Below are 24669 nucleotides of genomic sequence, written 5' to 3'. Positions count from 1 at the left end.
CTCAGCTCGCGAATCTTCCACTCATCTTTGTCTAGTCTCAGGGCTAGGGCGACAAAGTGGGAACTCAAGGGTCTGGTAGGCCCTGGTGCCGCACGTTGACGAGGGGGGACGGCCCAACGCACCGAATCCACCCACGGGCTGACGCTGACCGGGTTGAACCACTTCGACCTGCTCAACCACCCGTTGGTGTACGACGAGCTGTTGCATTGGCTGGGTCAGCCGGCAGATATGCCCGGTCGGGGTTCGGCGATCTGATTTACGAGCGTTAAATGGCCACACGGAGCACAATCGAAAGTGTGGCCACCTGGGAAGACGTTGCACGCATAGTCAACGGGCTTCCGCTCACCGCCGAAACGGCCCCACACGACTGGCGAGTCGGCAAGAAGTTGCTGGCGTGGGAGCGGCCGCTGCGCAAGTCCGACCGGGAGGCGCTGACCCGGGCCGGATCGGAGATACCGACCGGCGACATCCTGGCGGTCCGGGTTTCGGATGAGGGCGTCAAGTTCGCGCTGATCTCCGACGAACCGGACGTGTACTTCACCACGCCGCATTTCAACGGCTACCCGGCGGTGCTGGTCCTGCTGGCCGAGATCGATCCCGTCGCACTCGAAGAACTGATCACCGAGGCGTGGCTGGTGCAGGCCCCAAAGCGACTGGTGCAGGAGTTTCTCGCCAAGTCATCGTGAGCTCGTTGGCTTGTGGCTGGGCACTTCGATCACCCGCTGCAGGTCTTCCGTGCAGGCGTAGACGATGTCGGCCAGCACCGCCTGGCTCCTGTTCTGTGCCGATTCCTGCATCTTGACGGCCTCGCTGCGTGCGGCGGCGACGTGTTCGGAAGCCGCCGCGGGATCCTCGTCGGCGAGGGCCGTTCCCGCAGCGAGCTCGGCGAGCGCGATGCGCAGGGGTTCCGGGACGGGTCCATTCAGGCGCCAGGTGACCGCGCGGGCCACATGCAAGACACCGCTGACCAGCATGCCGAGCCGCGCGGACTGCTGGTTGACCGCGCGGATCGTATTGCGGGCCCCCCACCAGCGCGGTGTTCTGCGTACCACCAGGTCGGCCGTCTCGCGGGCCTCGATCAGCCCGCCCACCTCGTTGTGCATTCGTTCGAACACGGACAGCGGCCATTCGGGCGCGACCGGTTCGCGGTTCTCGGCCATCCTCGCCACCTCGATCAGGGTGTCGTGCACGCCGGTCAACACGGCCGCGCGCGCGTTCCGCAGCATCACCCGCGGGTCGGCCGGGAACAACAGGATGGCAAACACCAGGGCCAGCCCCCCACCGACGAACGAGTCGAAGAGTCGTTCCGCGACGATCTCACCGCTCGGGGTGAACGCCAGGACCAGGACGGCGGATACCGCGGTCTGGTTGACGAACATCAGCCCCTGAGCGATGAAGCCGCGTCCGAGTAGCAGCGCGACGCACAATGACACGAACACCGCCAGTCCCATGGCGATCGACACGGAGCCGTGCAGGCCGTGTACGCCGGCACCCAGGACGATGCCCAGCGTGACGCCCACCATCATCTGCACCGCTCGTCGGCTACGCAGCACATTGGTCGCCGACATGCACACCACCGCGGAGATCGGCGCGAAGAACGGCTGCCGGTGGTGCAGCACGTCGTGGGTGATGTACCACGCGAGACCGGCGGCGACCGACGTCTGGGTGATAGGCCATAACGCGGTGCCCAAGCGATGGACAGCCTCGGAACCCAACCGCAAGGTGTTCATCACGCCTGCTTACCCCATCGAGGGGTGCGCCACTGCGCTACGCTGCCGCCGCCCCCGGGCGGAACCGGCCGAGCCTTGACAGCCGCGGCCGTCGAGACTAGGCGCGCTGTAGGTCGAACACCGGGATCACGCGGCTGGTCTTCGCCTGGTATTCGCCGAATACAGGCACCAGGGCGGTCAGCTTCGGATAGATCTCGGCACGCTCCTGCGGCGACAGTTCGTGAGCGACCACGTCGTACGCGTCGGTGCCGACCTCGATGTGCGCCCTCGGGTTGGCTCGCAGATTGTGCACCCACGCCGGGTGAACGTCGGAGCCGCCGAACGAGCCCACAATGACCAGCTTTCCGTCGATGCGGAAATAGGCCAGCGGAGATATCCGTGGCTGGCCGGATTTGGCACCAGTGGTGGTGAGCAGCAGCAGGTCGGCGTTAGCGAACTGGCCCCCGACCTTTCCGCCGTTGGCCCGGAATTCTTCGATGAGGTTCTTGTTGAAGGCCTGCACCATCGCAGGGTCTAACGTCTCTGAGGTCATGCCTGCTCAAACCTATTTGGGCTTGACGTCTATTCCTGATTCCTTGCGCTGCTGAGCGGTGATGGGTGCGGGCGCTTCGGTCAACGGGTCGACGCCGCCGCCGGTCTTGGGGAACGCGATCACGTCGCGGATCGAATCCGTCCCGGACAGCAGGGCGTTGATTCGGTCCCAGCCGAAAGCGATCCCGCCGTGCGGCGGCGCCCCAAACGTGAACGCCTCCAACAAGAAGCCAAATTTCTCCTCCGCCTCGGCCTTGTTCAGACCCATCACGGCGAACACGCGCTCCTGGATGTCGCGCCGGTGGATACGAATTGAGCCGCCGCCGATCTCGTTGCCGTTGCACACTATGTCGTAGGCGTCGGCCAGCACGCTGCCGGGATCGGACTCAATGCTGTTCTCCCACTCCGGCTTCGGCGCGGTGAAGGCATGGTGTACCGCCGTCCAGGCCCCCGAGCCAACCGCGACGTCACCGGAAGCCGTCGCATCCTCGGCCGGTTCGAACAGCGGCGGATCGACCACCCAGACGAACTTCCAATCGTCGGGGTTGATCAAGCCCAACCGGTTGGCGATCTCGATGCGGGCCGCGCCCAGCAGTGCACGCGACGACTTGACCGCGCCCGCCGAGAAGAAGATGCAGTCCCCCGGCTTGGCTCCGACGTGGGCAGCCAGGCCCTCCCGTTCGGCGTCCGTCAGGTTCTTGGCGACGGGACCACCCAGCGTGCCGTCGTCGCCGACCAGGACGTAGGCCAGCCCACGGTGGCCGCGCTGTTTGGCCCACTCCTGCCAGCCGTCCAGCGTGCGGCGCGGCTGCGACGCGCCGCCCGGCATCACGACCGCGCCGACGTACGGGGCCTGGAAGACGCGGAACTCGGTGTCCTTGAAGAATTCTTTGCATTCGACGAGTTCAAGCCCGAACCGCAGATCGGGCTTGTCCGAACCGAACCGGCGCATGGCGTCGGCGTAGGTGATCCGCGGGATCGGCGTCGGAATCTGGTAGCCGATCAACGCCCACAACGCGCTCAGGATCTCTTCGGAGATCGCGATGATGTCCTCGACGTCGACGAAGCTGAGCTCCATGTCGAGCTGAGTGAATTCCGGTTGGCGATCGGCGCGGAAGTCTTCGTCGCGGTAGCAGCGAGCGATCTGGTAGTAGCGCTCCATCCCGGCCACCATCAGCAGCTGCTTGAACAACTGCGGGCTCTGCGGCAGCGCGTAGAACGAACCGGGATGCAACCGGGACGGCACCAGGAAGTCGCGCGCCCCCTCCGGGGTGGACCGGGTGATCGTCGGCGTCTCGATCTCGACGAAGTCGTGTTTGGCCAGTACCTCGCGTGCGGCGGCGTTCACCTTGGAGCGCAGCCGGATTGCTGCGGCTGGGCCGTCGCGCCGCAGGTCGAGGTAGCGGTACTTGAGGCGCAATTCCTCGCCTGCGGGTTCGTCCAGCTGGAACGGCAGCGGCGCGCATTCACCCAGAACCGTCAGCGAAGTGGCGTTGACCTCGATGTCGCCGGTGGCGATCTCCGGGTTGGCGTTGCCTTCCGGCCGGATCTCGACTACTCCCTGCACCGCGATGCAAAATTCGGCCCGCAGGCGGTGGGCTTGAGCAAGTACGTCGGCGGCGCGGAACACCACCTGCACGACGCCCGACGACTCGCGCAGATCGATGAAGATGACCCCGCCGTGGTCGCGGCGGCGAGCCACCCATCCGGCCAAGGTCACCTGCTGCCCGGCGTCGCTGTCCCGAAGTGCACCCGCGGCGTGGCTGCGCAGCACAAATACTCCTTGGTGGTCCGGTTTGAATGACTGCCCAGTCTAACTAGGGCCACATGTCCGGCTCCGCGTCGGCAGTCTTCGGCCAGTGCCGAAGCGTGCATGCGCGACGAGCGGGTAATTTCGTCGCCATCGCTACCAACATCGCACTGATCGGTCCCGGCGCCGTCGGAACGACGGTCGCCGCGCTGTTGCACCAGGCCGGCCATTCGCTGCTGCTGTGCGGCCGCACATCCCGTGACCGACTAGAACTGCGGCCGGACGGCGCCGACCCCATCATCGTGCCCGGGCCGGTCCATACCGACCCAGCCGAGGTGACCGGCCCCGTCGATGTGGTGATCCTGGCGGTCAAATCCACCCAGAACGATGCAGCCCACGACTGGTTGACTCGCCTATGCGACGAAAACACGGTGGTCTGCGTCTTGCAGAACGGAGTAGAGCAAGTCGAGCAGGTACAGCCGCACTGCCCCACCTCGACCGTCGTCCCCGGCACCGTGTGGTTTGCGGCCGAGACGCAACCCGAGGGCTGGGTCCGCTTGCGTGGCGACGCCCTACTGGTGCTGCCCACCGGAGCCGCCGCCGAGTCGCTGGGCGCGTTGCTGGGCGACGCGGGCTGCCGGGTCACCTGCGACCCCGACTTCACCACCGTGGTGTGGCGCAAACTCGTCCTCAACGCCCTGGCCGGATTCATGGCACTGACCGGCCGCCGCTCGGGAATGTTCCGCCGCGACGACATCGCGGAGTTGTCTCGCCGCTACGTCGCCGAATGCCTCGCGGTGGCGCGCGCTGAGGGAGCCAACCTGCCGGACGACCTGATCGAGGAGTTGGTCGGCGGTTTCCGCGCGGCTCCCGAAGACATGACGACCTCGATCCTGAGCGACCGGGAAGCTCACCGGCCGCTGGAATGGGACCTGCGCAACGGGGTGATCATCCGCAAGGCCCGCCCCCGCGGCCTGGCCACCCCGATCAGTGATGTCGTGGTGCCGCTGTTGGCGGCGGCGAGCGACGGGCCCGGATAAGGTCTCAAATCATGCACCCGTGTGAGCGCGTGGACCTCGGCTTCATCGACTCCGCGCCCCATCGATTCCGCAACAGCGTCGACCTGGCGATCACACCCGAGCAGCTGTTCGAGGTCTTTGCCGACGCCGAGTCGTGGCCGCAGTGGGCATCGGTGATCACCAACGTGACATGGACCAGTCCCCTGCCCCGCGACGTCGGCAGCACCCGCATCGTCGAGATGCGCGGCGGGATCGTCGGCGACGAAGTGTTCCTGGCCTGGGAACCTTTCACCCACATGACGTTTCGGTTCAATGAGTGTTCGACCCGCTATGTCGGGGCGTTCGCCGAGGATTATCGCGTCGAGGTGATTCCGGGCGGGTGCCGGGTGACTTGGACCATGGCCATGAAGCCACTCGGTCCGGCGCGGGTGTCGATGGTCTTGTTCGGCCCGCTGCTCAACCTGGCCTTGCGACGGTATCTGCGCAATCTCCGCCGGTACACAGACGCCCGGTTCGCCGCCGCCGACCAGCGATAGGCTGATTTGCGGGTATTCGGCATACACCGTTGCCCACCTAATTCCAGGGAGAGTGCGATGACCTTCAACGAAGGCATGCAGATCGACACCAGCGCCGCGTCGTCATCGGGTGGTGGAGGCGGCCGGAACATCGCCATCGGCGGAGGTCTGGGTGGGTTGCTCGTGGTCGTCGTCGCGCTGTTCCTGGGGGTCGATCCCGGCAAGGTGATGACCCAGCCCGGCATCGGTTCCGGCATGTCCGGCGTGGAGGCACCCGGGTTCGACCTGAATCAGTGCAAGACCGGGGCGGACGCCAACCGGTTCGTGCAGTGCCGGGTGGTGGCCACGGGCAACTCCGTGGACGCGGTGTGGAAGCAGTTGATGCGCGGCTACACCCGTCCCCACGTGCGGCTGTTCACCGGCTATGTCAACACCGGATGCGGGTCGGCCACCAGCGAGGTCGGGCCGTTCTACTGCCCGGTGGACAAGACCGCATACTTCGACACCGACTTCTTCCAGGTGCTGGTCGACCGATTCGGTTCCAGCGGCGGGCCTTTCGCGCAGGAGTATGTGGTGGCTCACGAATACGGCCACCATGTCCAGAATCTGCAGGGGATCCTGGGCAAAGCCCAGCAGGGCGCACAAGGTGCTCAGGGCAATGGCGTTCGCACCGAACTGCAAGCCGACTGCTACGCCGGGATCTGGGCGCACTACGCGTCCACGACCAAACAGGAGAGCACCGGGGTGCCCTACCTGGAGCCGTTGACCGACCAGGACATCCAGGACGCACTCTCCGCGGCGGCCTCCGTCGGCGATGACCGAATCCAGAAGGAGGCCACCGGTCGCGTCAACCCCGAGTCCTGGACGCACGGCTCCTCCGAACAACGCCAGAAGTGGTTCACCGTCGGCTATCAGACCGGCGACCCCGAGAAATGCGATACTTTCGCCGCCGCTGATTTGGGATAACCCGGTGGCGGGTCGGATATCGGGGGTTCGATGACCTTCAACGAAGGCATGCAGATCGACACGAGCACGTCGTCATCGTCTGCTGGCGGTCGCGGCGTGGCCATCGGCGGCGGGCTTGCGGGTCTCCTCGTCGTGGTGGTGGCGATGCTGCTGGGGGTCGATCCCGGTGGTGTGCTGAGCCAAATGCCGATGGACGTCGAGGGCGCCGCCGCGCCCGGTTTCGACTTGCGCCAGTGCAAGACCGGTGCGGATGCCAACAAGTATGTGCAGTGTCGCGTGGTGGCCACCGGCAACTCCTTGGACGCGGTGTGGAGCAAGCTGATGCGCGGCTACACGCGTCCGCGCGTGCGGCTGTTCAGCGGTGAAGTGGCCACCGGCTGCGGGCCGGCCAGCAGCGATGTGGGGCCGTTCTATTGCCCGGCGGACAAGACCGCCTATTTCGACACCGACTTCTTCCAAGTGCTGGTGACCCAATTCGGTTCCAGCGGTGGGCCATTCGCCGAGGAGTACGTGGTGGCGCATGAATTCGGTCACCACGTGCAGAACTTGCTCGGGGTGATCGGCCGCACTCAGCAGGGTGCGCGGGGCGCCGCAGGCAGCGGCGTGCGCACCGAGTTGCAGGCCGACTGCTACGCCGGCGTGTGGGGCCACTACGCATCCACCATCGTTCAGCCCGGCACCGGAGCGCCATACCTAGAGCCGTTGAGCGACAACGACATTAAAGATGCACTGTCAGCCGCGGCGGCGGTGGGCGACGACCGCATCCAGGAGCAGACCGCCGGGCGCATCAACCCGGAATCGTGGACGCACGGTTCGTCCAGGCAACGGCAGAAGTGGTTCACCATCGGCTACCAAAGCGGCGACCCCAACAAGTGCAACACTTTCACCGCCACGGACCTGGGCTGAGGCCGCTGAGGCTGCTGAGGCTCAGGCGCTTACCAGCAGTTGCTGCAATTCGGCCCGTCCCTGCTCGTCGAGAGGCAACAGCGGTGGCCGCGGGTCACCGGCCGGGAAGCCGAGCAGGTCGAGGCCGGCCTTCACGGTGGTGGCCAGGCCGCCGTCGACGATGAACCGCAGCAGGGGCTTGAGGTCGTCGTACAGGTGTTGCGCCTTGTCCAGGTCGCCGGCGCGCACTGCCTGATACAGGTCGATGCACGGCTGAGGCCGCAGATTGGGCGCCGCCGTGCACCAGCCGGACGCACCGGCTTTGAGCGCGTCAAGCACTAGCGGGTTGCTGCCGTTGTAGAACGGCAGCTTGCCCTCGCTGAGTGCGGCGATGCGCTGCATGCGGGTCAGGTCGCCGGTGGACTCCTTGACCATGGTGACGTTGTCGATGTTGTCGAACATGGTGACCAGTAGCTCGGGACTCATGTCCACGCCGCTGGTGGCCGGATTGTTGTAGGCCATGATCGGGATGTCGATGGCCTCGCCGATGCTGCGGTAGTGCTGCGCGATCTCGCGTTCGGTGAGTTTCCAGTACGACACCGGAAGGACCATGACGGCGTCGGCGCCCGCCTGCTGCGCGTACTGGGCCCGCCGAACGGTCTTGGCGGTGGTCACATCCGACACGCCGACGATGACCGGTAGCCGTCCGTTGACGGCCGTCAGCGTGGTGTCGACGACGGTGTCGAACTCGGACTCGTCCAGATAGGCCAACTCGCCGGTGCTGCCTAGCGGAGCGATCGCGTGGACCCCGCTGGTGACGAGCCGGTCGACGAGGGCGGCCAGGGTCTTGGTGTCGATACCGCCGGAGCCGCCGGACGTGAACGGCGTTATCGGGTAGGCGATGATGCCGTGAAACTTTGGCGGTTTCGGCGGTTTCGGCGAGTCCGGCACGGAACTGCTCCTCTCAGCTGGTGATCGCATCGGGGTGACGCGCCAGGGCGCGGCGGGCGTAGTAGGCGAAGTTGGCCCGACTGCGCGCGGGCGTGAGCGTCCAGTCGTGGGCCTCGCGCGCCAGTTCGGCCGGCAGTTCCTTGACGGTGCCGGCAGCCATCGCGGCCAGCTGCAGTTTCGCCGCACGCTCGATGAGCACCGCGAGCGAACAGGCTTCCTCGATGCTGGCCCCGGCCACCACCTGGCCGTGATGCGCCAGCAGGACGGCCTTCTTGTCGCCGAGCGCGGCGGTGATGATCTCGCCCTCCTCGTTGCCGACGGGCACGCCCGGCCATTTGGCGAGGAAGGCGCAGTCGTCATAGAGCGGCGTGGTGTCCATGTGCGACACGATCAGTGGGACCTCCAGCATGGACAGGGCCGCCACGTGGAACGGGTGCGTGTGCACGATGCACTGCACGTCGGGACGCGCACGGTAGATCCAGCTGTGAAACCGGTTGGCGGGGTTGGCCATTCCGTCGCCGACGAGCACGTTGAGGTCCTCGTCGACCAGCAGCAGATTTTCCTCGGTGATCTCGTCGAACCCGAGACCCAGACGCTGGGTGTAGTACGTCCCGGGCTTTTCGGCGCGCGCGGTGATCTGTCCGGCCAGCCCGGAATCATGCCCGGCGTCGAAAAGTGCGCGACAGGTGAGGGCAAGCTTTTGCCGGGTGGTCAGCTGCGATTCAGCAGTCTCGGCGGCCAAGCGCTGCTGAGCCCGGCGCATCAACTCCGACTTTTCCACGCCAGCAGACGCAAAATCGCCCGAAACAGCGCGCTCTTGGGGGATTTCGCGTCTGCTCGGGCTGACCATATGACACAATGTAGCACTATAGGAAACTTTGTGTCATCCATGTTTCGACCGAGGGAGTTGCGGTGACGGCATTGCTGCGGCCCGTCCGCAGGGAACGTGGCCTGACCCTCGAACAACTGGCCGAGCGGACCGGGCTGACCAAGAGCTACCTGTCGAAAATCGAGCGCGGGCACAGCACGCCGTCGATCGCGGTGGCGCTCAAGGTCGCCCGGGCGCTGGACGTCGACGTCGGACGACTCTTTTCCGAGGAGGCGGCCAACGAGCGGATCACCGTCGACCGTGCCGAACACCGCAGCGGCGAGCGTTACCGCCCGTTGGCGTCAACCCAGCTCGGAAAAACCATGTCGCCGTTCGTGGTGCGGCCGACGACGACTGTGACCGACGACCCGCCGGCGGAGCACGCCGGTCAAGAGTTCGTGTTCGTGCATTCGGGCACCGTCGAGCTGGCATACGGCGACCAGACCGTCACCCTGGGCGCCGGGGACAGCGCCTACTTCGACGCGACCGTCGGCCACAAGCTCAAGTCAGTGGGGAGCGAACCCGCCGAAGTTGTCGTCGTTACCAGGGCCGAGTCGAGCAGGTGACCCCGGTGGTGGCGGTTTGGTTGGCCACCACCTGGCCGTCGACGGCGATCTCGCAGTGCAGTTCCGCGAGCACCCCGGAGCTGCAGTCGGGCCACTTGCAGCCGCCGCTGGCGGTCACGAACGCCCACTGGTTCGGGTTGTTCAGCGTCGCGGTGTAGACCAGCGGGTCCCCGGGGCTGAAGGTGGTCGGTACGGTGAGCAGATACTGCGACGAGTTGGCGTCAAAGGCCGCCTGGCTGGGCGGGTCACTGTTGATGTAGCGGACATTGCCGGTGAGGTTTCCGGTGCTGGTGATCGTGTAGGTGACTTGGTGGCCGGCCGGATCTGCATGTGAGGTCGCGGCGGAAGCCAACGCTGCCCACGCGGCCACGACCGATGCTGCCGCGCATGCGCTTGCCAGTTTTCGCACGTTCGTCATATCGACGACGCTACCGGATTCGTTACCCAATTGAATTTGCGCCGAGTAGGTGCGCGGCCCTGCAAAGGTCGCTGAATGTGGGGGTTTTTGCCCCCCGACGGCGAATGCGGGTACACAGGCCACACACTCGGCGACGGTGGGTGCGGGCGCGCAGCTGGCGGGCTCGCCGAATGTGGGGTTTTTGCCCCCCGACGACGAATGCGGGTACACAGGCCACACACTCGGCGACGGTGAGTGCGGGCGCGCGACTGACGGGCTCACCGAATGTGGAAGTTTTTGCCCGCCCACGACGAATGCGGGTACCTAGGCCACACACTCGCGACCGAGCAGGTCTGCGCGGGCGCGTGGAGGGGGCGTTCACCCGCAGGTCGCTTGGCTTCGGTATGAAGCGTATGTGGATGACGCCAGACAGGGGATCAGCCGTCGTACCTTGCTGACGACGGGCGCGGCGGCCGTCGCAGGGGTGGGTGTCGGACTCGGTGGTGCCAAGCTGCTGGGCTCACCCAGCCACGGCCCGGGTGTCTGGTACCAACCGGACCGCACGGGCGCTCCCCCGGTGGGCGGGCTGCATCTGCAGTTCGGACGCAATGCCGGCACCGAGGTCGTCGTCTCGTGGCACACCACCGACGCCGTCCGCAATCCGCAGGTGCTGCTGGGCACACCGACGACGGGCTTCGGCAGTGTGGTGGCGGCGGAAACCAGGACGTACCGGGATGCCAAGTCTGGCAGTGAAATTCGCGTCAATCACGCACGCCTGTCCAACCTCACGCCCGACACCGACTATGTGTATGCCGCGGTGCACGACGGCACCACGCCGGAGTTGGGCACCATCCGAACGGCTCCAGCCGGGCGAAAACCCCTGCGCTTCACCAGTTTCGGTGACCAGTCGACGCCGATGCTGGACCACCTGACCGAAGGCCGGTATCTCAACGACCACATCGGGTCCCCGGCGGCCGGCGACACCACCGTCGCGATCGAGCGCATGGCGCCGCTGTTCAACCTGGTCAACGGCGACCTGTGCTACGCCAACCTGGCCAGCGACCGCGTCCGCACCTGGTCGGACTGGTTCCAGAACAACACCCGCTCCGCGCGTTACCGGCCGTGGATGCCGGCGGCGGGCAATCACGAAAACGAAAAGGGCAACGGCCCAATCGGTTACGGCGCCTTCCAGACCTTCTTCGCGGTACCCGACTCGGGGTCGAGCCCAGAGCTTCGCGGCCTGTGGTACTCGTTCACCGCCGGATCGGTGCGGGTGATCGCCCTGCAGAACGACGACGTGGCGTTTCAGGATGCCGGCAACACCTATGTGCACGGCTATTCAGGTGGCGAGCAACGGCGTTGGCTGGAAAGTGAACTCGCCGCCGCCCGACGCGACCGTGACATCGACTGGGTGGTCGTGTGCATGCACCAGACGGCGATCTCCACCGCCGAGGCCAACGGCGCCGATCTCGGTATCCGGCAGGACTGGCTACCCCTGTTCGACCAATACGCCGTCGACCTGGTGCTGTGCGGCCACGAACACCACTACGAGCGCTCGCATCCGCTGCGTGGGGCGCTGGGCAGCGACACCCGGACCCCGATCCCCGTCGACACCCGCACCGACGTCATCGACCCCACGAAGGGCACGGTACATCTGGTAATCGGCGGCGGCGGCACCTCGAAGCCGACCAACGGCAAGTTCTATGCCGACCTCAAGTGCCGGGTCATCACCGGCGTCGGCGATGTCGACCCCGAAAGCGGTCACAAGAAGCCGATCTACGTGATGGAGGATGCGCCGTGGTCGGCATTCCGCGACCGCGACAACCCTTACGGCTTTTCGGCTTTCGACGTCGACCCGGGACAGCCGGGCGGCACCACGTCGATCAAGGCGACGCATTACGCGGTGACGGGGCCGTTCGGCGAGGTGACGCCGATCGACCAGTTCACCCTCACCAAGCCCCGCGGCGACTGACTCAGAACAGCGTCGGCTGCAGGAGCTCCGGCGCGCTAGCCGCTTCTACTGCGACGGTGGACGGTCGCTGGTCCCCGGCCAGTCGGTATCTCTTGACCAAAGGCGCGACCCTGTGGCGCAGCATGTCTCGGTAACTCTCGGGCAGATACGCTCCGCGGCGGTACAACTCCTGGTATGCGCCGAGCAGTTCGGGGTGCTGGCGGGAAAGCCACGCCATGAACCAGCCGCGCGTCGACCCACGCAGGTGCAGTCCGAACACCGTGACGCTGGTGGCACCGGCGCCGGCGATCTGGCCGAGCAGCGCGTCGAGGTGCTCCGTGGAATCGGTGAGGTGCGGCAGCACCGGTGCGACCATGACATGACAGTTCAGGCCGGCGTCGCGGATCGCCTTAATGAGCTGCAGGCGTGCCTGCGGGGTGGGAGTGCCCGGCTCGACGTCGCGGTGCAATTTCGAGTCCACTATTGCCAACGACACCGCCACTGACAGCGGAACCTGTTGCGCCGCATCGGCGATCAGCGGCAGGTCACGGCGCAGCAAGGTGCCCTTGGTCAGGATGGACAGCGGCGTTCCGGATTCCGCCAGTGCCGTGATGATGCCCGGCATCAGGGCATAACGGCCCTCGGCGCGTTGGTAAGGGTCGGTATTGGTGCCGAGAGCCACGGTCTCGCGTCGCCAGGACGGCCGTCGCAACTCGCGGCGCAGCACCTCGGCGACGTTGGTCTTGACGACGACCTGCGTGTCGAAGTCATCGCCAGGATTGAAGTCCAGATATTCGTGGGTTGGCCGCGCGAAGCAATAGCGGCAGGCGTGCGAGCAGCCACGGTAGCCGTTGACGGTGAAGAGGAAGGGCAATGCCGCGGCGTTGGGGACCTTGTTCAGCGCCGACTTGCACAGCACCTCATGGAAGGTGATTCGGTCGAACTGCGGTACGCGGACGCTGCGGACGAAGCCGATGCGCTGCAGTCCGGGTAGCGCTCCGTCGTCCACGGGTGTGCCGTTGACCGCGATCGCCTGGTTGGACCAGCGCATGCCCTCTAGTCGAACACTAGTTCGACTGATCCGTCAAGTTGAGGATCGCTGAACTTCTCGATCCACGGTATGCCGAAGAACCCGGGCTACCCAGAACGAAACTCACGTCGTACTCGATCTCGTGGATCGTTCCCATGACCGTCAGCTCGGGCCCAAAGTCCAATTCCGCATTGAGGGAGGGGGCAAACGAGACGATCGCACCGATGAACGACATAGTGACGATAACGACGTTCATCACAATGATCACCGTCGCTTCGTGCCGCGGTGGCCGTCGAACGCAAAGAGCCACACCACGCCGGCGACGGCAATGAGCAGTCCCAGCGCGATGCCGACGTAGCCGATGCGCCCGAGGCGCAGGTATGGCCTGGTCCAGTTCGTCGACAGACTGGCAATCAAAAGGACGACGAGCGGGGCGTGCGCAAAGCTCTTGCGCGTCAGCTTCACGGTCAACGTACTCGAAGAGCCCCGTCCAGTTCAGTAATCAGCAAAGCGTCGCGCCATCTCCCGCGAAGTCGATCAAACAGCTTTGGTGACACCGACGTAGGACAGCACCACGTCAGATTCATCCGTCACTTGAGTCAGAGTTGCGTAGGAACGGATGAACGACTGACCCACGCACCCGTCAATTTTCACGTGGAAGCCTGTGATTATGACCCGGGGAGTTGCACCCCGGAACTCTTTCTTGACCACCGGCACCACGATTACCAGGCCGGGTTTCAGCCCCACGGTGATCACACCGTTCATCGGCACGGTAACTAACGGGATGAAACCGCCGGTCAACGGAAAGCCGACGCCCGGGTTGATGCCGGCGCTCCCCGCCATTGTGACGCCATTGGATGTGCTCATATCGATTCCGCAACCGATCTCGTAACCCACCTCAAATGTGCCTCGGGGCTGTTCTAGTCCTTTCAGCAACGCGGTGAATGTGCCGCTCGCGAGGTATTCGCGAGACGATGCCGCGGTAGTCAACGGTGGCACTGGGAGTTGAGCCTCGTCCTTCGCCCCGAGTGTCAAGATCCAGCCTTCGGGCGTGTGGTAGGTGATCGGATCGGCCGAGGGTACTTGTCCGTCGGGCGGTTTCGCCGCATCAGAAGCCGCGGGATCAGCGTCGGGTTCAGCGGCCGTCGGCGGAGACAGGGTCACTGCCATGACCAGGCAAACCGCGGTCGCCAGATAGCGGCGAGCAGCGGCGGTGATCGGCCTCACGTGCGACACGGTACGGACGGTTCAATTCGCTGCTCGGAATTTGCGGTCTATGAACCGCAGTTGTTCTGCATTCGTAATTGCTATGCGACCTCACTGCGAAACGCTGGGGTAACGCTCGGGCGCCTGGTCGGCAGTTCTTTGCTTACTTGGTTTGCTCAGGCGGCTACGATTTAAGGCGCACGATCGAGGAGGGCGACGATGAAACGTCATATGTGCGCCCAGGGGCTTCTCCTAGGCGCAATCAGCGTCGCGGCGCTCGCGGCCGGCACCGGCATCGCGCACGCGGAGCCAGACCCCGCCCCGGCGCCGGGAATCGTCGATTTCCTACTGACGAACACCCCTGCTCTGTCGGTGAATTCGAGCAAGAATTCGACCGGTGAGAGTGCTCCAAAAGATGACTGGGGTGGCGTCGGAATGTATTGCACAAATCTCAACGCGCATTGCCATTAAGGCCCCGCCGACGTCAATTTGCGCATAGCGACTGTGCGACCATTATCGAGATTCGATCAGCGACACCACACCGCCAGTGAGGTTGGTGGCGTAGACGGTGTGGGACGACGGCACCGATTGCGGCCGGCGCTGCCGGCACGCCTCAGCGCCGAGCGTGCGCAGTTGTACAACGTCCACCGGCGTGTCGCGTACCGACACGCACGCTCGCCGCAATGGTGGGGTTACAGCTTGAAGCGGCCGGCGAACCCGCGCAGCGGGATGTCGGCACTGGTGAGCAAGCCGGGCGGGGCGTCGACCACTGACCTGATCGCCGCGAGGGCCGGCATACCGGTGATGGTCATGCCGATGGAGGCGAAATTGTCCGGATTGGACAGGTCGACTCCGGGCTTGGGAAAGACCATGTGCTTGTTGTAGATGCACGGGTCGCCCTTGATGCTGGTGATGTAGCAACCCCTGATCTTCCAGTGCGGTTCGGTGTACGGGGTCATCTGCCATTCCAGGTGCGTCTCGATCCGCGGGACGCCGTCGACCATGCCCTGGTACTTGATGTAGTTGCCGCCCAGCGACCCCTTGGGCAGCGTGTACCAGCCCAGATCGACGTCTTTGGTGCAGGCACCCAATTCGGCGCTGAACTTGACCTCGTCGAGCTTGAGGTCAAAACAGTCGGCCATCAACAGCACACTGTCGGCGAAGACGCGGGTGTACTTCTCCAATTTCGACGGAATCTCCGGGTCGTCGACCGGCTGTCCGTAGCCGACTTCGATCCAGGTGTCCTTGGAGTGATGGCAGGACACGTCGACGGATTCGATGGTGGTGATGTTCTCGATCTCGGCGACGTCGGCCGAACACACCACGCCCAGGATCTGGTTCAAGCCGGGGTTCATGCCGGTCCCGTAGAAGGTCGATCCGCCTTTCTCGCAGGCCTCGGCCAACAGCTGAGTCACCGGCTTTCCCGACGGATGCGGATGGTTGGTGTCGCGGTGCCAGCCGGTGATCCAGTCGGCCGTGGTGACGATGTTGATCCCGGCCTCAAGCACTTTGACGTAAAGATCCTCGTCGGGAAACACGCCGTGAAAGGTCAGCACGTCCGGTTTGGCGGCGATGATCTCTTCGATGGAACCGGTTGCCTTGACCCCGATCGGCCCGATGCCCGCGAGGTCCCCGGCGTCCTTGCCGACCTTCTCCGCCGAATAGCAGTGCACCCCAATGAGTTCCAGGTCCGGATGTGATTGCAGCCGCTTGATCATCTCGGACCCGACGTTTCCGGTGGCCACCTGGAAGACGCGGGTGGGTCGAGCGGGTGCATTCATGCGGTTCAGCCTTTCTGGATTGCTGCGTAAACTTCAGCGGCGCTGCCGCCGATGCCGTCGGGATAAAACTGCTTGGCCCAATTGCGAATTGCGGTGAAGCCTCGATACTCGTCGGTGGCCAGTGCGGGCGGATCCGAGTAGCGCTGGTGCTGCCAGATGTGGACGTCCTGCTCGAACTGACGAATCACTTCCTGACCAAATTCGCGGGCCCGCGCCTCGGCGCGCGCCGGATCCTTCGACTCCTTGCGACCGATGTAGACCATGAACCGGACATCGGAGGTGGACTCGTCCACCGGGGTGATTGCAGAGATGGTGCGGTTGTCGACCATCCCCCAGCTCTTGGTCACTGCGACTCCCAAACCGCCGTTGATGGCCTCTACCCCGCTGTTGACATCCTCGATCTTCTGCCCGTCGTCGCCTTCGAAGGTGATGGTGAAGTCGACGAAAGACACCGGGGCGTCGAAGTCGTGCCGGGTGAACACCGGCACGATCGGTGTGCCGTGCACGTACTTGAAGTGCGCGAAGTCCACGCCGTTCTCCAGCACGTACTGCGGATGCAGTTCCAGGCGTTCCCGGTACAGCCGCTGTTGCGGGTAGTAATCGTCGACGCTGCTGCCGTCGCCGAAGCTGGCGAACACGTCCGGTGCTTCAAAGTACGGCGCGCGTCCCTGTATGTCATGCCAGATATAGACCGAAGCGTTGCGTTCGACGACGGGATAGGTACGGATGCGTCGGCCTCGGTTGGGGCGGTCCTGATAGGGGATGCAGACGTTGCGGCCCTCGTGGCTCCACTGCCATCCGTGGAAGGGACACTGCAATACCTCGCCGACGACCTTGCCGCCGTAACCCAAGTGGGCACCGAGGTGTTCGCAGTAGGCGTTCATCACCGTGAGCTGGCCCGATTCGGCCCGCCAGGCCACCAACTCCTGGTCGAAGTACTTCATCTTGTGCACGTCACCGACGCCGATCTCGTCGGACCAGGCGACCTGAAACCATCCGGTCGGCTTCATCGACAACGGCGGCTTGGCCATACGGGTGCGACCTCCTCAGAATCAATAATCAGAGTACCCTCTATGAAAATAGAAGTCGAGACGTAGGATCGGTGCATGGCCCACAAGGCTGACGGTGGGGTGCGCCGTCCCAATCGGCGCGGCAACGCGACGCGGGAGAGCATGCTCGAAGCCGCCCTTCGGTCACTTGCATCGGGTGAACCGGGGTCAGTGTCGGCCAATCGGATCGCCAAGGACATCGGCGCCACCTGGGGTGCGGTGCAATACCAATTCGGTGACACCGACGGTTTTTGGGCCGCCGTGCTGCACCGCACCGCCGAACGACGCGCCGCGACGTTCACCAACCTGGCGACGCCGGCGCAACCGGACGTTCCGCTGCGAGAACGCCTGGCGGTAATCATCGAGACGCTATACCGGGGTCTGGCGTCGCCGGATTCGCGAGCGATCGAAAACCTGCGCGCCGCGCTGCCCCGCGACCCTGCGGAACTAGAACGCCTGTATCCGCGCACCGCCGCCGAGTTGTTTTCCTGGGGCAAAAGCTGGCTGCAAACGTGTGAGAACGCGTTCGCCGGCCTCAACGTCGACCAGGAGCGGGTGCGGGAGGTGGCCGCCCTGATTCCTGGCGCCATGCGGGGACTGGTGTCGGAGCGTCAACTCGGCTCCTACGCCGACCTGGACATTGCACGGCGCGGTCTGACCAACGCCCTGGCCGCCTACCTGGAGAATTCGGGGGGAACATAGTGGAAGCATTGCGGCTCGAGGTGCCGCAGGCTCAACTCGACGACCTGCACGACCGGCTCAGCAAGGCGCGATGGCCCGCCGAAATCGCCGATGCCGGTTGGGATTACGGCACTGACCAGTCATTCCTGCGGTCCGTGGTCGACCATTGGCTGCACCACTACGACTGGCGCCGCGTCGAGGCCGAGGTCAACGCGGTCGGTTCGTTCGTCACCACCGCGGCCGGGCAACGCGTGCACTTCCTGCACGCCCGCTCCGACGAGCAGGACGCGATCCCACTGGCCATCACCCACGGCTGGCCGGGCTCGGTCGTCGAATTCCTCGACGTGCTACCGCAATTGCGACAGCGCTTTCATGTCGTCGCGGTATCGATGCCCGGCTACGGCTTCTCCGGCCCGACCCGGGAACGCGGCGTCGATATGGCCCGTGTCGCCGCCGCAGTTGCCGACGTGATGGCCCAACTCGGCTACGAACGCTACGTCGCGCAAGGAGGCGATTGGGGCGCGCTCGTCACGCGCCACCTCGGCGAGCATTACACGCGGAACGTGGCGGCCATCCACAGCAACATGTTGTTCGCGCCTCCCGACAAGAACGATCCCGAACTCATGGCCGCCGTCACCGAAACGGAACTCGCCGCCATTGGGGCCGGTCTGGAACGCGTCAAGGACGGCACGGCGTACATGGAATTGCAAGGCACGCGGCCACATTCGCTGGGTTTCGGGCTGGACGACTCCCCGCTGGGTCTGGCCGGGTGGATCCTCGAGAAGTTCCACGCGTGGTGCGACATCAGCGACGGCATGCCGATTTCCACCGATCGCCTCATCGACAACCTGATGTTTTACTGGCTGACCGGCACCGCGACGTCGGCCGCGCGGCTGTATTGCGAATCATTGCGGGCCGGCACGAGCGTGCTCAGCGACTGGTCCGGCCGGGTCGACGTGCCCACCGGGTACGCGGTCTACCCGGGCGAGCTGCTGCAGACGCCGCGCGCCTGGGCCGCAGCACGGTACAACCTCGTCCATTACGCGGTTCACGATCGCGGCGGGCACTTCGCCGCGTTCGAACAGCCCGCCCTGTTCGCCGCCGACCTGACCGCCTTCGCCGACGTGCTCAACGAGCAGAAGGTCTTCTAGCGCAACCGCGAAATGACCTCGTCAACAACGGAGTCCGTCGCTACCGAAACCTGATCGCCGGTGGTGAGATCCTTCACCCCGATCGTGCCCGCCTCGAGGTCCCGGTCCCCCGCAACCAAGGCGATGCGCGCCCCAGACCGGTCCGCCGCGCGCATTGCCCCCTTGAGGCCACGGTCGCCGTAGGAGAGGTCGACGCGCACTCCGTTGGCGCGTAACCGGCCTGCCAGTACCGCAAGTCGCAGCTTGGCCTGCTCGCTCAGCGGCACGCCGAAGACGTCGCACCGGGTCGTCTCCCCCACACTCTTGCCCTCGGCCTTCAGCGCCAGCAGCGTCCGGTCGACGCCCAGGCCGAATCCGATGCCGGACAAGTCTTGTCCGCCCAGCTGGCGCATCAGGCCGTCGTATCGGCCGCCGCCTCCGATGCCAGACTGTGCCCCCAGGCCGTCGTGCACGAACTCGAAGGTGGTCTTGGTGTAGTAATCCAGGCCGCGCACCATGCGGGGGTTGATCACGTAGGGCACCCCGAGGGCGTCCAAATGTGCCAGCACCGTGTCGAAATGTTGCTTGGCCGCGTCGGAGAGATGATCGAGCATCACCGGCGCATCGGCCGTCATCGCGCGAACCTCGGGGCGCTTGTCGTCGAGCACCCGCAGCGGATTGATCTCGGCCCGCCGCCTGGTTTCCTCGTCGAGATCGAGACCAAACAGGAACTCCTGCAACAGTTCCCGGTATTGCGGACGGCAGGTGTCATCGCCCAGCGAGGTGATTTCCAACCGGAACCCGTCGAGACCCAGGGAACGGAACCCCGCGTCGGCGATCGCGATCACCTCGGCATCCAGTGCCGGGTCGTCGACGCCGATCGCCTCGACGCCAACCTGCTGCAGTTGCCGGTACCGGCCCGCCTGCGGACGCTCGTAGCGGAAGAACGGTCCCGCATAACTCAGCTTGACCGGTAGCGCGCCGCGGTCCAGCCCGTGTTCGATCACCGACCGCACCACCCCGGCGGTGCCCTCGGGACGCAGCGTCACCGAGCGGTCGCCGCGGTCGGCGAACGTGTACATCTCCTTGGACACGACGTCGGTCGACTCACCGACGCCGCGAGCGAAGAGCGAAGTGTCCTCGAAGATGGGCAACTCGATATGGCCGTAACCGGCCCGACGAATGGTGTTGAGCAGCCCGTCACGCACCGCGATGAACTGTGCCGATTCCGGCGGGAGATATTCCGGCACACCCTTGGGCGCCGAGAAAGCCGAATATTCCGTCACCGCTTACAGACCTTCGAGGAATGGGTTGAATCGGCGTTCGGCGCCGATGGTGGTCGTATTGCCATGTCCGGGTAGTACCACTGTCCTGTCGTCGAGAACTAACAATTTGTCGCGGATCGAGCGCAGCAGATCGCGGCCGCTGCCGCCGAAGAGGTCGGTGCGGCCGATCGACCGCTCGAACAGCGTGTCGCCGCTGAAGACGACGTCGGCGTCGTTCTTGGCGGCCTGCAGGACCCGGAAGCACACCGACCCGCGGGTGTGTCCGGGCGTGTGATCGACGTTGACCGAGACGCTGCCGAGATCGATCTTGTCACCGTCGCGGTCCAGCTCGACGACCTGCTTGGGTTCGCGGAAGAACGCGCCCGCCGCCAGCTGCGCCACCCGCGGCCCCAGGCCGTAGATCGGGTCGGTGAGCATGAATCGGTCCTCGGGGTGAATGTAGGTGGGGCAGCCGAACATGTCGGAGACCTTCTGCGCGGACCAGATGTGGTCGATGTGGCCGTGGGTAATCAGAACCGCGGCGGGGGTCAGCCGGTTTTCGTCCAGGATGCGCCGCAGCTGGGCCATGGCCCGCTGACCAGGGTCGACGATGATGGCGTCGGTCCCCTGGCGTTCGGCGAGCACGTAGCAGTTGCACTGCAGCAAGCCGGCGGGGAATCCGGTGATCAACACAGCTTTGAGTTTCCCATCCCCACTTGACACTGAACGCGGCAGCCACATTAGCCTGGGCTGTCGTGCCGACCAATCAACAACGACGTGCGACAGCCAAGCGCAAACTTCAGCGGCAGCAGGAGCGCCGCGCCAAGCAGGCGAAGAGGCGCCGCCTTCTCGCCATCATCGGTGGTGCGGTGGTCGCCGTAGCGGTGATCGTTGCTGTGGTGGTCGTGGTGCTCACGAACAAGGACGACAACAAGAGTTCGACAGCATCCCCCAGCAGCTCGGCCACCACGTCGGCGCCCGCGGGACCGGGCGGGTTGCCACCATTCACGCCGTCGGCCAATTTGGGGGCCAACTGCCAGTACCCGCCGTCACCGGACAAGGCGGCCAAACCGGCCAAGCCGCCGCGGACGGGCAAGGTGCCGACCGAGCCGGCGCAGATCAGCGTAAGCATGGTGACCAACCAGGGCAAGGTCGGACTGATGCTCGCCAACAACAAATCACCCTGCACGGTCAACAGTTTCGTCAGCCTCGCCCAACAAGGTTGGTTCAACGGCACCAAGTGCCACCGGTTGACGACGTCTGAGATCCTGGGGGTGCTGCAATGCGGCGACCCGAAAGGCGACGGCACCGGCGGTCCGGGCTACCAGTTCAGCAACGAGTACCCGACCGACCAATTCCCCCCCGACTCCCCTGACCTGCAGCTACCGGTCACCTATCCCCGGGGCACCCTGGCCATGGCCAACTCCGGACCGAACACCAACGGCAGCCAGTTCTTCATGGTCTACCGCGATTCCCAGCTGCCCCCCGAATACACCGTGTTCGGCACCATCCAGGCCGACGGCTTGGAGACCCTGGACAAGATCGCCAAGGCCGGCCTGGCCCCGGGCAGCAAGCAAGGGGACGGCCCCCCGGTCGGCGACGTCATCATTCAGTCGGTGTTAATCGACTAATCAAGTAGTAGCGGTTTCAAAATGGCGGCAGCCTCCTTCGGTCGTTACCAACTTCTCGATCTGTTGGGCCGCGGCGGTATGGGGGAGGTTTACCGCGCGCATGACACTGTTACCGAACGCGTAGTCGCGATCAAACTTCTACCCGCTGGACTCGCGGGCGACCCTGACTTTGAGAAGCGATTTCGACGTGAAGCGAAAGCCGCAGCGGGACTTAACGATCCGCACGTGGTCCCGATCCATAGTTACGGCGAAATTGACGGCCAGCTTTACGTGGACATGCGGTTGGTCGAGGGCCGCGACCTACATACGGTCATCACCCAAGATGGTGGACGACTCAGCGCTGAACGCTCGGTCGCGATCATCGAACAAGTCGCCTCCGCACTTGATAGCGCCCACCGCGTAGGCCTGGTGCACCGCGACGTCAAGCCTTCGAACATTTTGCTGACCGAGTCCGACTTTGCTTACCTCATCGATTTCGGTATCGCTCGCGCGGCGTCCGATACCACGATGACGAGCACCGGACTGATGGTTGGCACATTGGCGTATATGGCACCCGAGCGCTTCGGCGGCACCCTCGACGCGCGCTCCGACGTGTATGCGCTCGCTTGCGTTCTACACGAGTGCCTGACCGGTGCCCGGCCGTTTCCCGGAGATAGCCTCGAGCAACTCGTCGCGGGCCACTTGACGGCCCCGCCACCCCGGCCGTCGCTCAGCGGGCCGGGCATCCGGGCGGCTTTCGACGACGTGATTGCGCGGGGGATGGCCAAAGACCCCGACGCCCGCTACCAAACCGCCCCCGAATTGGCCCAGGCCGCGCGCGCCGCGCTCACGGGACCGGGCCCTACGTTGGCGACCACGCAACCGCGAAAGGCACCCACGCCGAAGCCAAGAAGTCCCCGGGCTCGGCCCCCGCAACCCAAAACCGTATCGGCGTCGAACGCAAAGCGACGCGAGGAAGCCAAACGCAAGCTGCAACAAGAGCAGGAAAGCCGCGCCGAGTTGGCCCGCCAGCGCCGAAATCGATTGGTCTTCGGTTTCTCGATAGGCGGGATAGCCGCGATCGTCGTCATCGCGGCGGTTGTCATCTTCATGGTCGCGAACACAGGCGAGCACCAGGAGACCTCGGCGACCCCCAGCAGTTCGCCCACCACCTCGCTGCCTGCTGGACCTGGCGGGTTGCCACCATTCACGCCGTCGGCCAATTTGGGGGCCAACTGCCAGTACCCGCCGTCACCGGACAAGGCGGCCAAACCGGCCAAGCCGCCGCGGACGGGCAAGGTGCCGACCGAGCCGGCGCAGATCAGCATGAGCATGATGACCAATCAGGGCAAGATCGGCCTGATGCTTGCCAACAACGAATCGCCTTGCACGGTCAACAGCTTCGTCAGCCTCGGACAGCAGGGTTGGTTCAAGGACACCAAGTGCCACCGGTTGACGACGTCCGAGTTCCTGGGGGTGCTGCAGTGCGGCGACCCGAAGGGCGACGGCACCGGCGGTCCGGGCTACCAGTTCAACAACGAGTACCCGACCGACCAGTTCCCGCCAGACTCTCCTGAGCTGCAGCAACCGGTCATCTATCCCCGAGGCACCTTGGCCATGGCCAACGCCGGGCCGAACACCAACGGCAGCCAGTTCTTCATGGTTTACCGCGACTCCCAGCTACCACCGGAATACACCGTGTTCGGCACCATCCAGGCCGACGGCTTGGAGACACTGGACAAGATCGCTAAGGCCGGCCTCGCCCCAGGCAGCAAGCAAGGAGACGGCGCCCCCGTCGGCGATGTCATCATTCAGTCGGTGTTGCTCGACTAATCGCCGGGCGGTACCCGCGGAAGCATCCACCTGCCGCCGCCGTAAGCGATAATTTGAGCTCCGGTGCTAATGGGGGAGGTCGCTTTTGGCGGGGAGGGCTCCCGAACGCACATTCGGGCGATACAAGCTGCTCGGCCTGTTGGGTCGCGGCGGAATGGGCGAGGTCTGGCGCGCTTACGACACCGCGACCGACCGCATCGTCGCCATCAAGGTGCTGCCGCCACACTCTGCCGAGGACCGCGAGTTCCAGCAGCGTTTCCGACGGGAGGCGCGTACCGCCGCGGCCCTCAACGACCCGCACGTGGTGCCCATCCACGGCTACGGCGAAATCGACGGCCAGCTGTACGTCGACATGCGGCTGATCGAGGGTCGCGACCTGATGCGGTACATCGTCGAACACGGCGGCCGGCTTAGCCCGGAGCGGGCGGTTGCCGTCATCGAACAGGTTGCGGCGGCGCTGGACAGCGCCCACCGGGCCGGGTTGGTGCATCGCGATATCAAGCCGTCGAACATCCTGGTCGCCAACGCCCGCGATTTCGTGTACCTGATCGACTTCGGAATTGCGCGTAATGCCGCCGACACTTCCCTGACCAGATCCGGCGACACGTTGGGAACTGTCGCCTATATGGCACCCGAACGGTTCGACGGCGCAACGGATCCGCGGTGCGATGTGTATTCGCTGGCGTGCATGCTGCACGAGTGTTTGACGGGTGGCCGCCCCTTCCCCGGCAACAGCCTGGAAGCTCAGCTCGTCGGTCACCTCAACACGCCGCCGCCGCGGCCGTCGACCATGGTGCGGGGCATACCGCCGGCACTGGACGAAGTGATCGGCCGTGGGATGGCCAAGAACATGAAGGCCCGCTACCAGACCGCGCCAGTGGCTAGTCCCCGTTACTGAGTCCACCCGGTTTTGGAGTCGGGTTTGTTGATTCGGATTCAGTTGATCTCGCAGGCC

General features: G+C 65.1%; 26 protein-coding genes and 2 pseudogenes. 13 read left to right on the top strand and 15 right to left on the bottom strand.

Going from position 1 to position 24669, the window contains the following annotated elements; genetic code table 11:
* The first annotated feature begins 296 nt into the window (after positions 1–296).
* Positions 297–686 (top strand): MmcQ/YjbR family DNA-binding protein, encoded by a 390-nt coding sequence (locus BST27_RS22825; protein WP_069418611.1) that lies wholly within the window; start codon positions 297–299, stop codon positions 684–686.
* Here the strand turns inward: BST27_RS22825 and BST27_RS22820 are convergent.
* From BST27_RS22820 to aspS, 3 genes are all read right to left on the bottom strand, one after another.
* A complete protein-coding gene (locus BST27_RS22820; RefSeq protein ID WP_069418573.1) occupies positions 678–1730 on the bottom strand; it encodes an FUSC family protein in 1053 nt (350 codons plus the stop codon). The two genes, BST27_RS22825 and BST27_RS22820, sit on opposite strands and share 9 nt — an antisense overlap.
* Before the next feature lie 97 nt (positions 1731–1827).
* Complete coding sequence (locus BST27_RS22815) at positions 1828–2262, bottom strand: nitroreductase family deazaflavin-dependent oxidoreductase (RefSeq protein WP_069418574.1); 435 nt, start codon at positions 2260–2262, stop codon at positions 1828–1830.
* Between the two features lie 12 nt (positions 2263–2274).
* Positions 2275–4035, bottom strand: coding sequence for an aspartate--tRNA ligase (gene aspS, locus BST27_RS22810; protein ID WP_069418575.1), 1761 nt, complete (start codon positions 4033–4035; stop codon positions 2275–2277).
* Between the two features lie 128 nt (positions 4036–4163).
* Between aspS and BST27_RS22805 the strand changes: the two genes are divergently transcribed.
* From BST27_RS22805 to ypfJ (BST27_RS22790), 4 genes are read left to right on the top strand one after another with little or no spacing between them, the layout of a single operon-like run.
* Positions 4164–5051, top strand: coding sequence for an oxidoreductase (locus BST27_RS22805; protein WP_197518087.1), 888 nt, complete (start codon positions 4164–4166; stop codon positions 5049–5051).
* 11 nt (positions 5052–5062) lie between these two features.
* Positions 5063–5566, top strand: a complete 504-nt coding sequence (locus BST27_RS22800; protein ID WP_069418576.1) for an SRPBCC family protein — start codon at positions 5063–5065, stop codon at positions 5564–5566.
* A 57-nt stretch (positions 5567–5623) separates the two neighbouring features.
* Positions 5624–6511 (top strand): KPN_02809 family neutral zinc metallopeptidase, encoded by an 888-nt coding sequence (gene ypfJ, locus BST27_RS22795; RefSeq protein WP_069418577.1) that lies wholly within the window; start codon positions 5624–5626, stop codon positions 6509–6511.
* Between the two features lie 30 nt (positions 6512–6541).
* Positions 6542–7417, top strand: a complete 876-nt coding sequence (ypfJ, locus tag BST27_RS22790; RefSeq protein WP_069418578.1) for a KPN_02809 family neutral zinc metallopeptidase — start codon at positions 6542–6544, stop codon at positions 7415–7417.
* Positions 7418–7438: 21 nt separating this feature from the next.
* Here ypfJ (BST27_RS22790) and BST27_RS22785 read toward each other — a convergent pair whose 3' ends face one another.
* Both BST27_RS22785 and BST27_RS22780 read right to left on the bottom strand, forming a co-directional pair.
* The gene (locus BST27_RS22785) at positions 7439–8347 is read right to left on the bottom strand and encodes a dihydrodipicolinate synthase family protein (protein WP_232007235.1); all 909 of its coding nucleotides are present in this window, start codon (positions 8345–8347) and stop codon (positions 7439–7441) included.
* A gap of 13 nt (positions 8348–8360) precedes the next feature.
* Positions 8361–9128: an aldolase gene (locus tag BST27_RS22780; RefSeq protein WP_264000556.1), complete on the bottom strand. Its 768-nt coding sequence runs from the start codon at positions 9126–9128 to the stop codon at positions 8361–8363.
* A gap of 131 nt (positions 9129–9259) precedes the next feature.
* On the opposite strand from BST27_RS22780, the gene BST27_RS22775 reads away from it, so the two are divergent.
* Positions 9260–9781, top strand: coding sequence for a helix-turn-helix domain-containing protein (locus tag BST27_RS22775; protein ID WP_069418581.1), 522 nt, complete (start codon positions 9260–9262; stop codon positions 9779–9781).
* Here the strand turns inward: BST27_RS22775 and BST27_RS22770 are convergent.
* Entirely contained in the window at positions 9756–10199 is a 444-nt protein-coding gene (locus BST27_RS22770) for a hypothetical protein (protein ID WP_069418582.1), read from the bottom strand. The genes BST27_RS22775 and BST27_RS22770 overlap by 26 nt on opposite strands.
* A 394-nt stretch (positions 10200–10593) precedes the next feature.
* Between BST27_RS22770 and BST27_RS22765 the strand changes: the two genes are divergently transcribed.
* A complete protein-coding gene (locus tag BST27_RS22765) occupies positions 10594–12150 on the top strand; it encodes a purple acid phosphatase family protein (RefSeq protein ID WP_069418583.1) in 1557 nt (518 codons plus the stop codon).
* A gap of 1 nt (position 12151) precedes the next feature.
* Here BST27_RS22765 and BST27_RS22760 read toward each other — a convergent pair whose 3' ends face one another.
* The 7 genes from BST27_RS22760 to BST27_RS22730 form a co-directional block, all read right to left on the bottom strand.
* Positions 12152–13180 carry an Rv2578c family radical SAM protein gene (locus BST27_RS22760; RefSeq protein WP_069418584.1) on the bottom strand — a complete coding sequence of 343 codons (1029 nt, stop codon included), beginning with the start codon at positions 13178–13180 and terminating at the stop codon, positions 12152–12154.
* 16 nt (positions 13181–13196) lie between these two features.
* The gene (locus BST27_RS22755; protein ID WP_069418585.1) at positions 13197–13427 is read right to left on the bottom strand and encodes a hypothetical protein; all 231 of its coding nucleotides are present in this window, start codon (positions 13425–13427) and stop codon (positions 13197–13199) included.
* Positions 13424–13630 (bottom strand): hypothetical protein, encoded by a 207-nt coding sequence (locus BST27_RS22750; protein ID WP_139805310.1) that lies wholly within the window; start codon positions 13628–13630, stop codon positions 13424–13426. The genes BST27_RS22755 and BST27_RS22750 overlap by 4 nt, the downstream gene beginning before the upstream one ends.
* A 66-nt stretch (positions 13631–13696) precedes the next feature.
* Positions 13697–14329 (bottom strand): MspA family porin, encoded by a 633-nt coding sequence (locus tag BST27_RS22745; RefSeq protein ID WP_069418613.1) that lies wholly within the window; start codon positions 14327–14329, stop codon positions 13697–13699.
* A 549-nt stretch (positions 14330–14878) separates the two neighbouring features.
* Positions 14879–15034: a hypothetical protein gene (locus BST27_RS32530; protein ID WP_156789257.1), complete on the bottom strand. Its 156-nt coding sequence runs from the start codon at positions 15032–15034 to the stop codon at positions 14879–14881.
* A 23-nt stretch (positions 15035–15057) separates the two neighbouring features.
* Entirely contained in the window at positions 15058–16146 is a 1089-nt protein-coding gene (locus BST27_RS22735; protein ID WP_069418588.1) for an NAD(P)H-dependent amine dehydrogenase family protein, read from the bottom strand.
* A gap of 5 nt (positions 16147–16151) precedes the next feature.
* Positions 16152–17177, bottom strand: coding sequence for an aromatic ring-hydroxylating dioxygenase subunit alpha (locus BST27_RS22730; protein WP_069418589.1), 1026 nt, complete (start codon positions 17175–17177; stop codon positions 16152–16154).
* A 141-nt stretch (positions 17178–17318) separates the two neighbouring features.
* Between BST27_RS22730 and BST27_RS22725 the strand changes: the two genes are divergently transcribed.
* Both BST27_RS22725 and BST27_RS22720 read left to right on the top strand, forming a co-directional pair.
* Complete coding sequence (locus tag BST27_RS22725) at positions 17319–17897, top strand: TetR/AcrR family transcriptional regulator (protein WP_139805311.1); 579 nt, start codon at positions 17319–17321, stop codon at positions 17895–17897.
* Positions 17897–19027 carry an epoxide hydrolase family protein gene (locus tag BST27_RS22720; RefSeq protein ID WP_197518084.1) on the top strand — a complete coding sequence of 377 codons (1131 nt, stop codon included), beginning with the start codon at positions 17897–17899 and terminating at the stop codon, positions 19025–19027. Before BST27_RS22725 ends, BST27_RS22720 begins: the two co-directional genes overlap by 1 nt.
* Here the strand turns inward: BST27_RS22720 and hisS are convergent.
* Positions 19024–20292, bottom strand: coding sequence for a histidine--tRNA ligase (gene hisS / locus BST27_RS22715; RefSeq protein WP_069418592.1), 1269 nt, complete (start codon positions 20290–20292; stop codon positions 19024–19026). The two genes, BST27_RS22720 and hisS, sit on opposite strands and share 4 nt — an antisense overlap.
* Positions 20293–20295: 3 nt before the next feature.
* On the bottom strand, positions 20296–20964 hold the full coding sequence (locus BST27_RS22710; protein ID WP_069418593.1) for an MBL fold metallo-hydrolase: 669 nt from the start codon (positions 20962–20964) through the stop codon (positions 20296–20298).
* A 62-nt stretch (positions 20965–21026) separates the two neighbouring features.
* Here BST27_RS22710 and BST27_RS22705 point away from each other — a divergent pair, with 62 nt between their 5' ends.
* From BST27_RS22705 to BST27_RS22695, 4 genes and pseudogenes are all read left to right on the top strand, one after another.
* Positions 21027–21902 carry a peptidylprolyl isomerase gene (locus tag BST27_RS22705; protein WP_069418594.1) on the top strand — a complete coding sequence of 292 codons (876 nt, stop codon included), beginning with the start codon at positions 21027–21029 and terminating at the stop codon, positions 21900–21902.
* 21 nt (positions 21903–21923) lie between these two features.
* Positions 21924–22520, top strand: a pseudogene (locus BST27_RS34850) (serine/threonine-protein kinase); the annotation flags it as partial.
* Between the two features lie 351 nt (positions 22521–22871).
* Positions 22872–23714 carry a peptidylprolyl isomerase gene (locus tag BST27_RS34845; RefSeq protein WP_069418614.1) on the top strand — a complete coding sequence of 281 codons (843 nt, stop codon included), beginning with the start codon at positions 22872–22874 and terminating at the stop codon, positions 23712–23714.
* 85 nt (positions 23715–23799) lie between these two features.
* A pseudogene (locus BST27_RS22695) lies at positions 23800–24585 on the top strand (serine/threonine-protein kinase); the annotation flags it as partial.
* Between the last annotated feature and the right edge of the window lie 84 nt (positions 24586–24669).

This window comes from Mycobacterium intermedium (genome assembly GCF_002086275.1).
Lineage (GTDB): Bacteria > Actinomycetota > Actinomycetes > Mycobacteriales > Mycobacteriaceae > Mycobacterium > Mycobacterium intermedium.
Note: the sequence above shows the minus strand (reverse complement) of the source record. Positions and strands in the feature narration are given on the sequence as shown.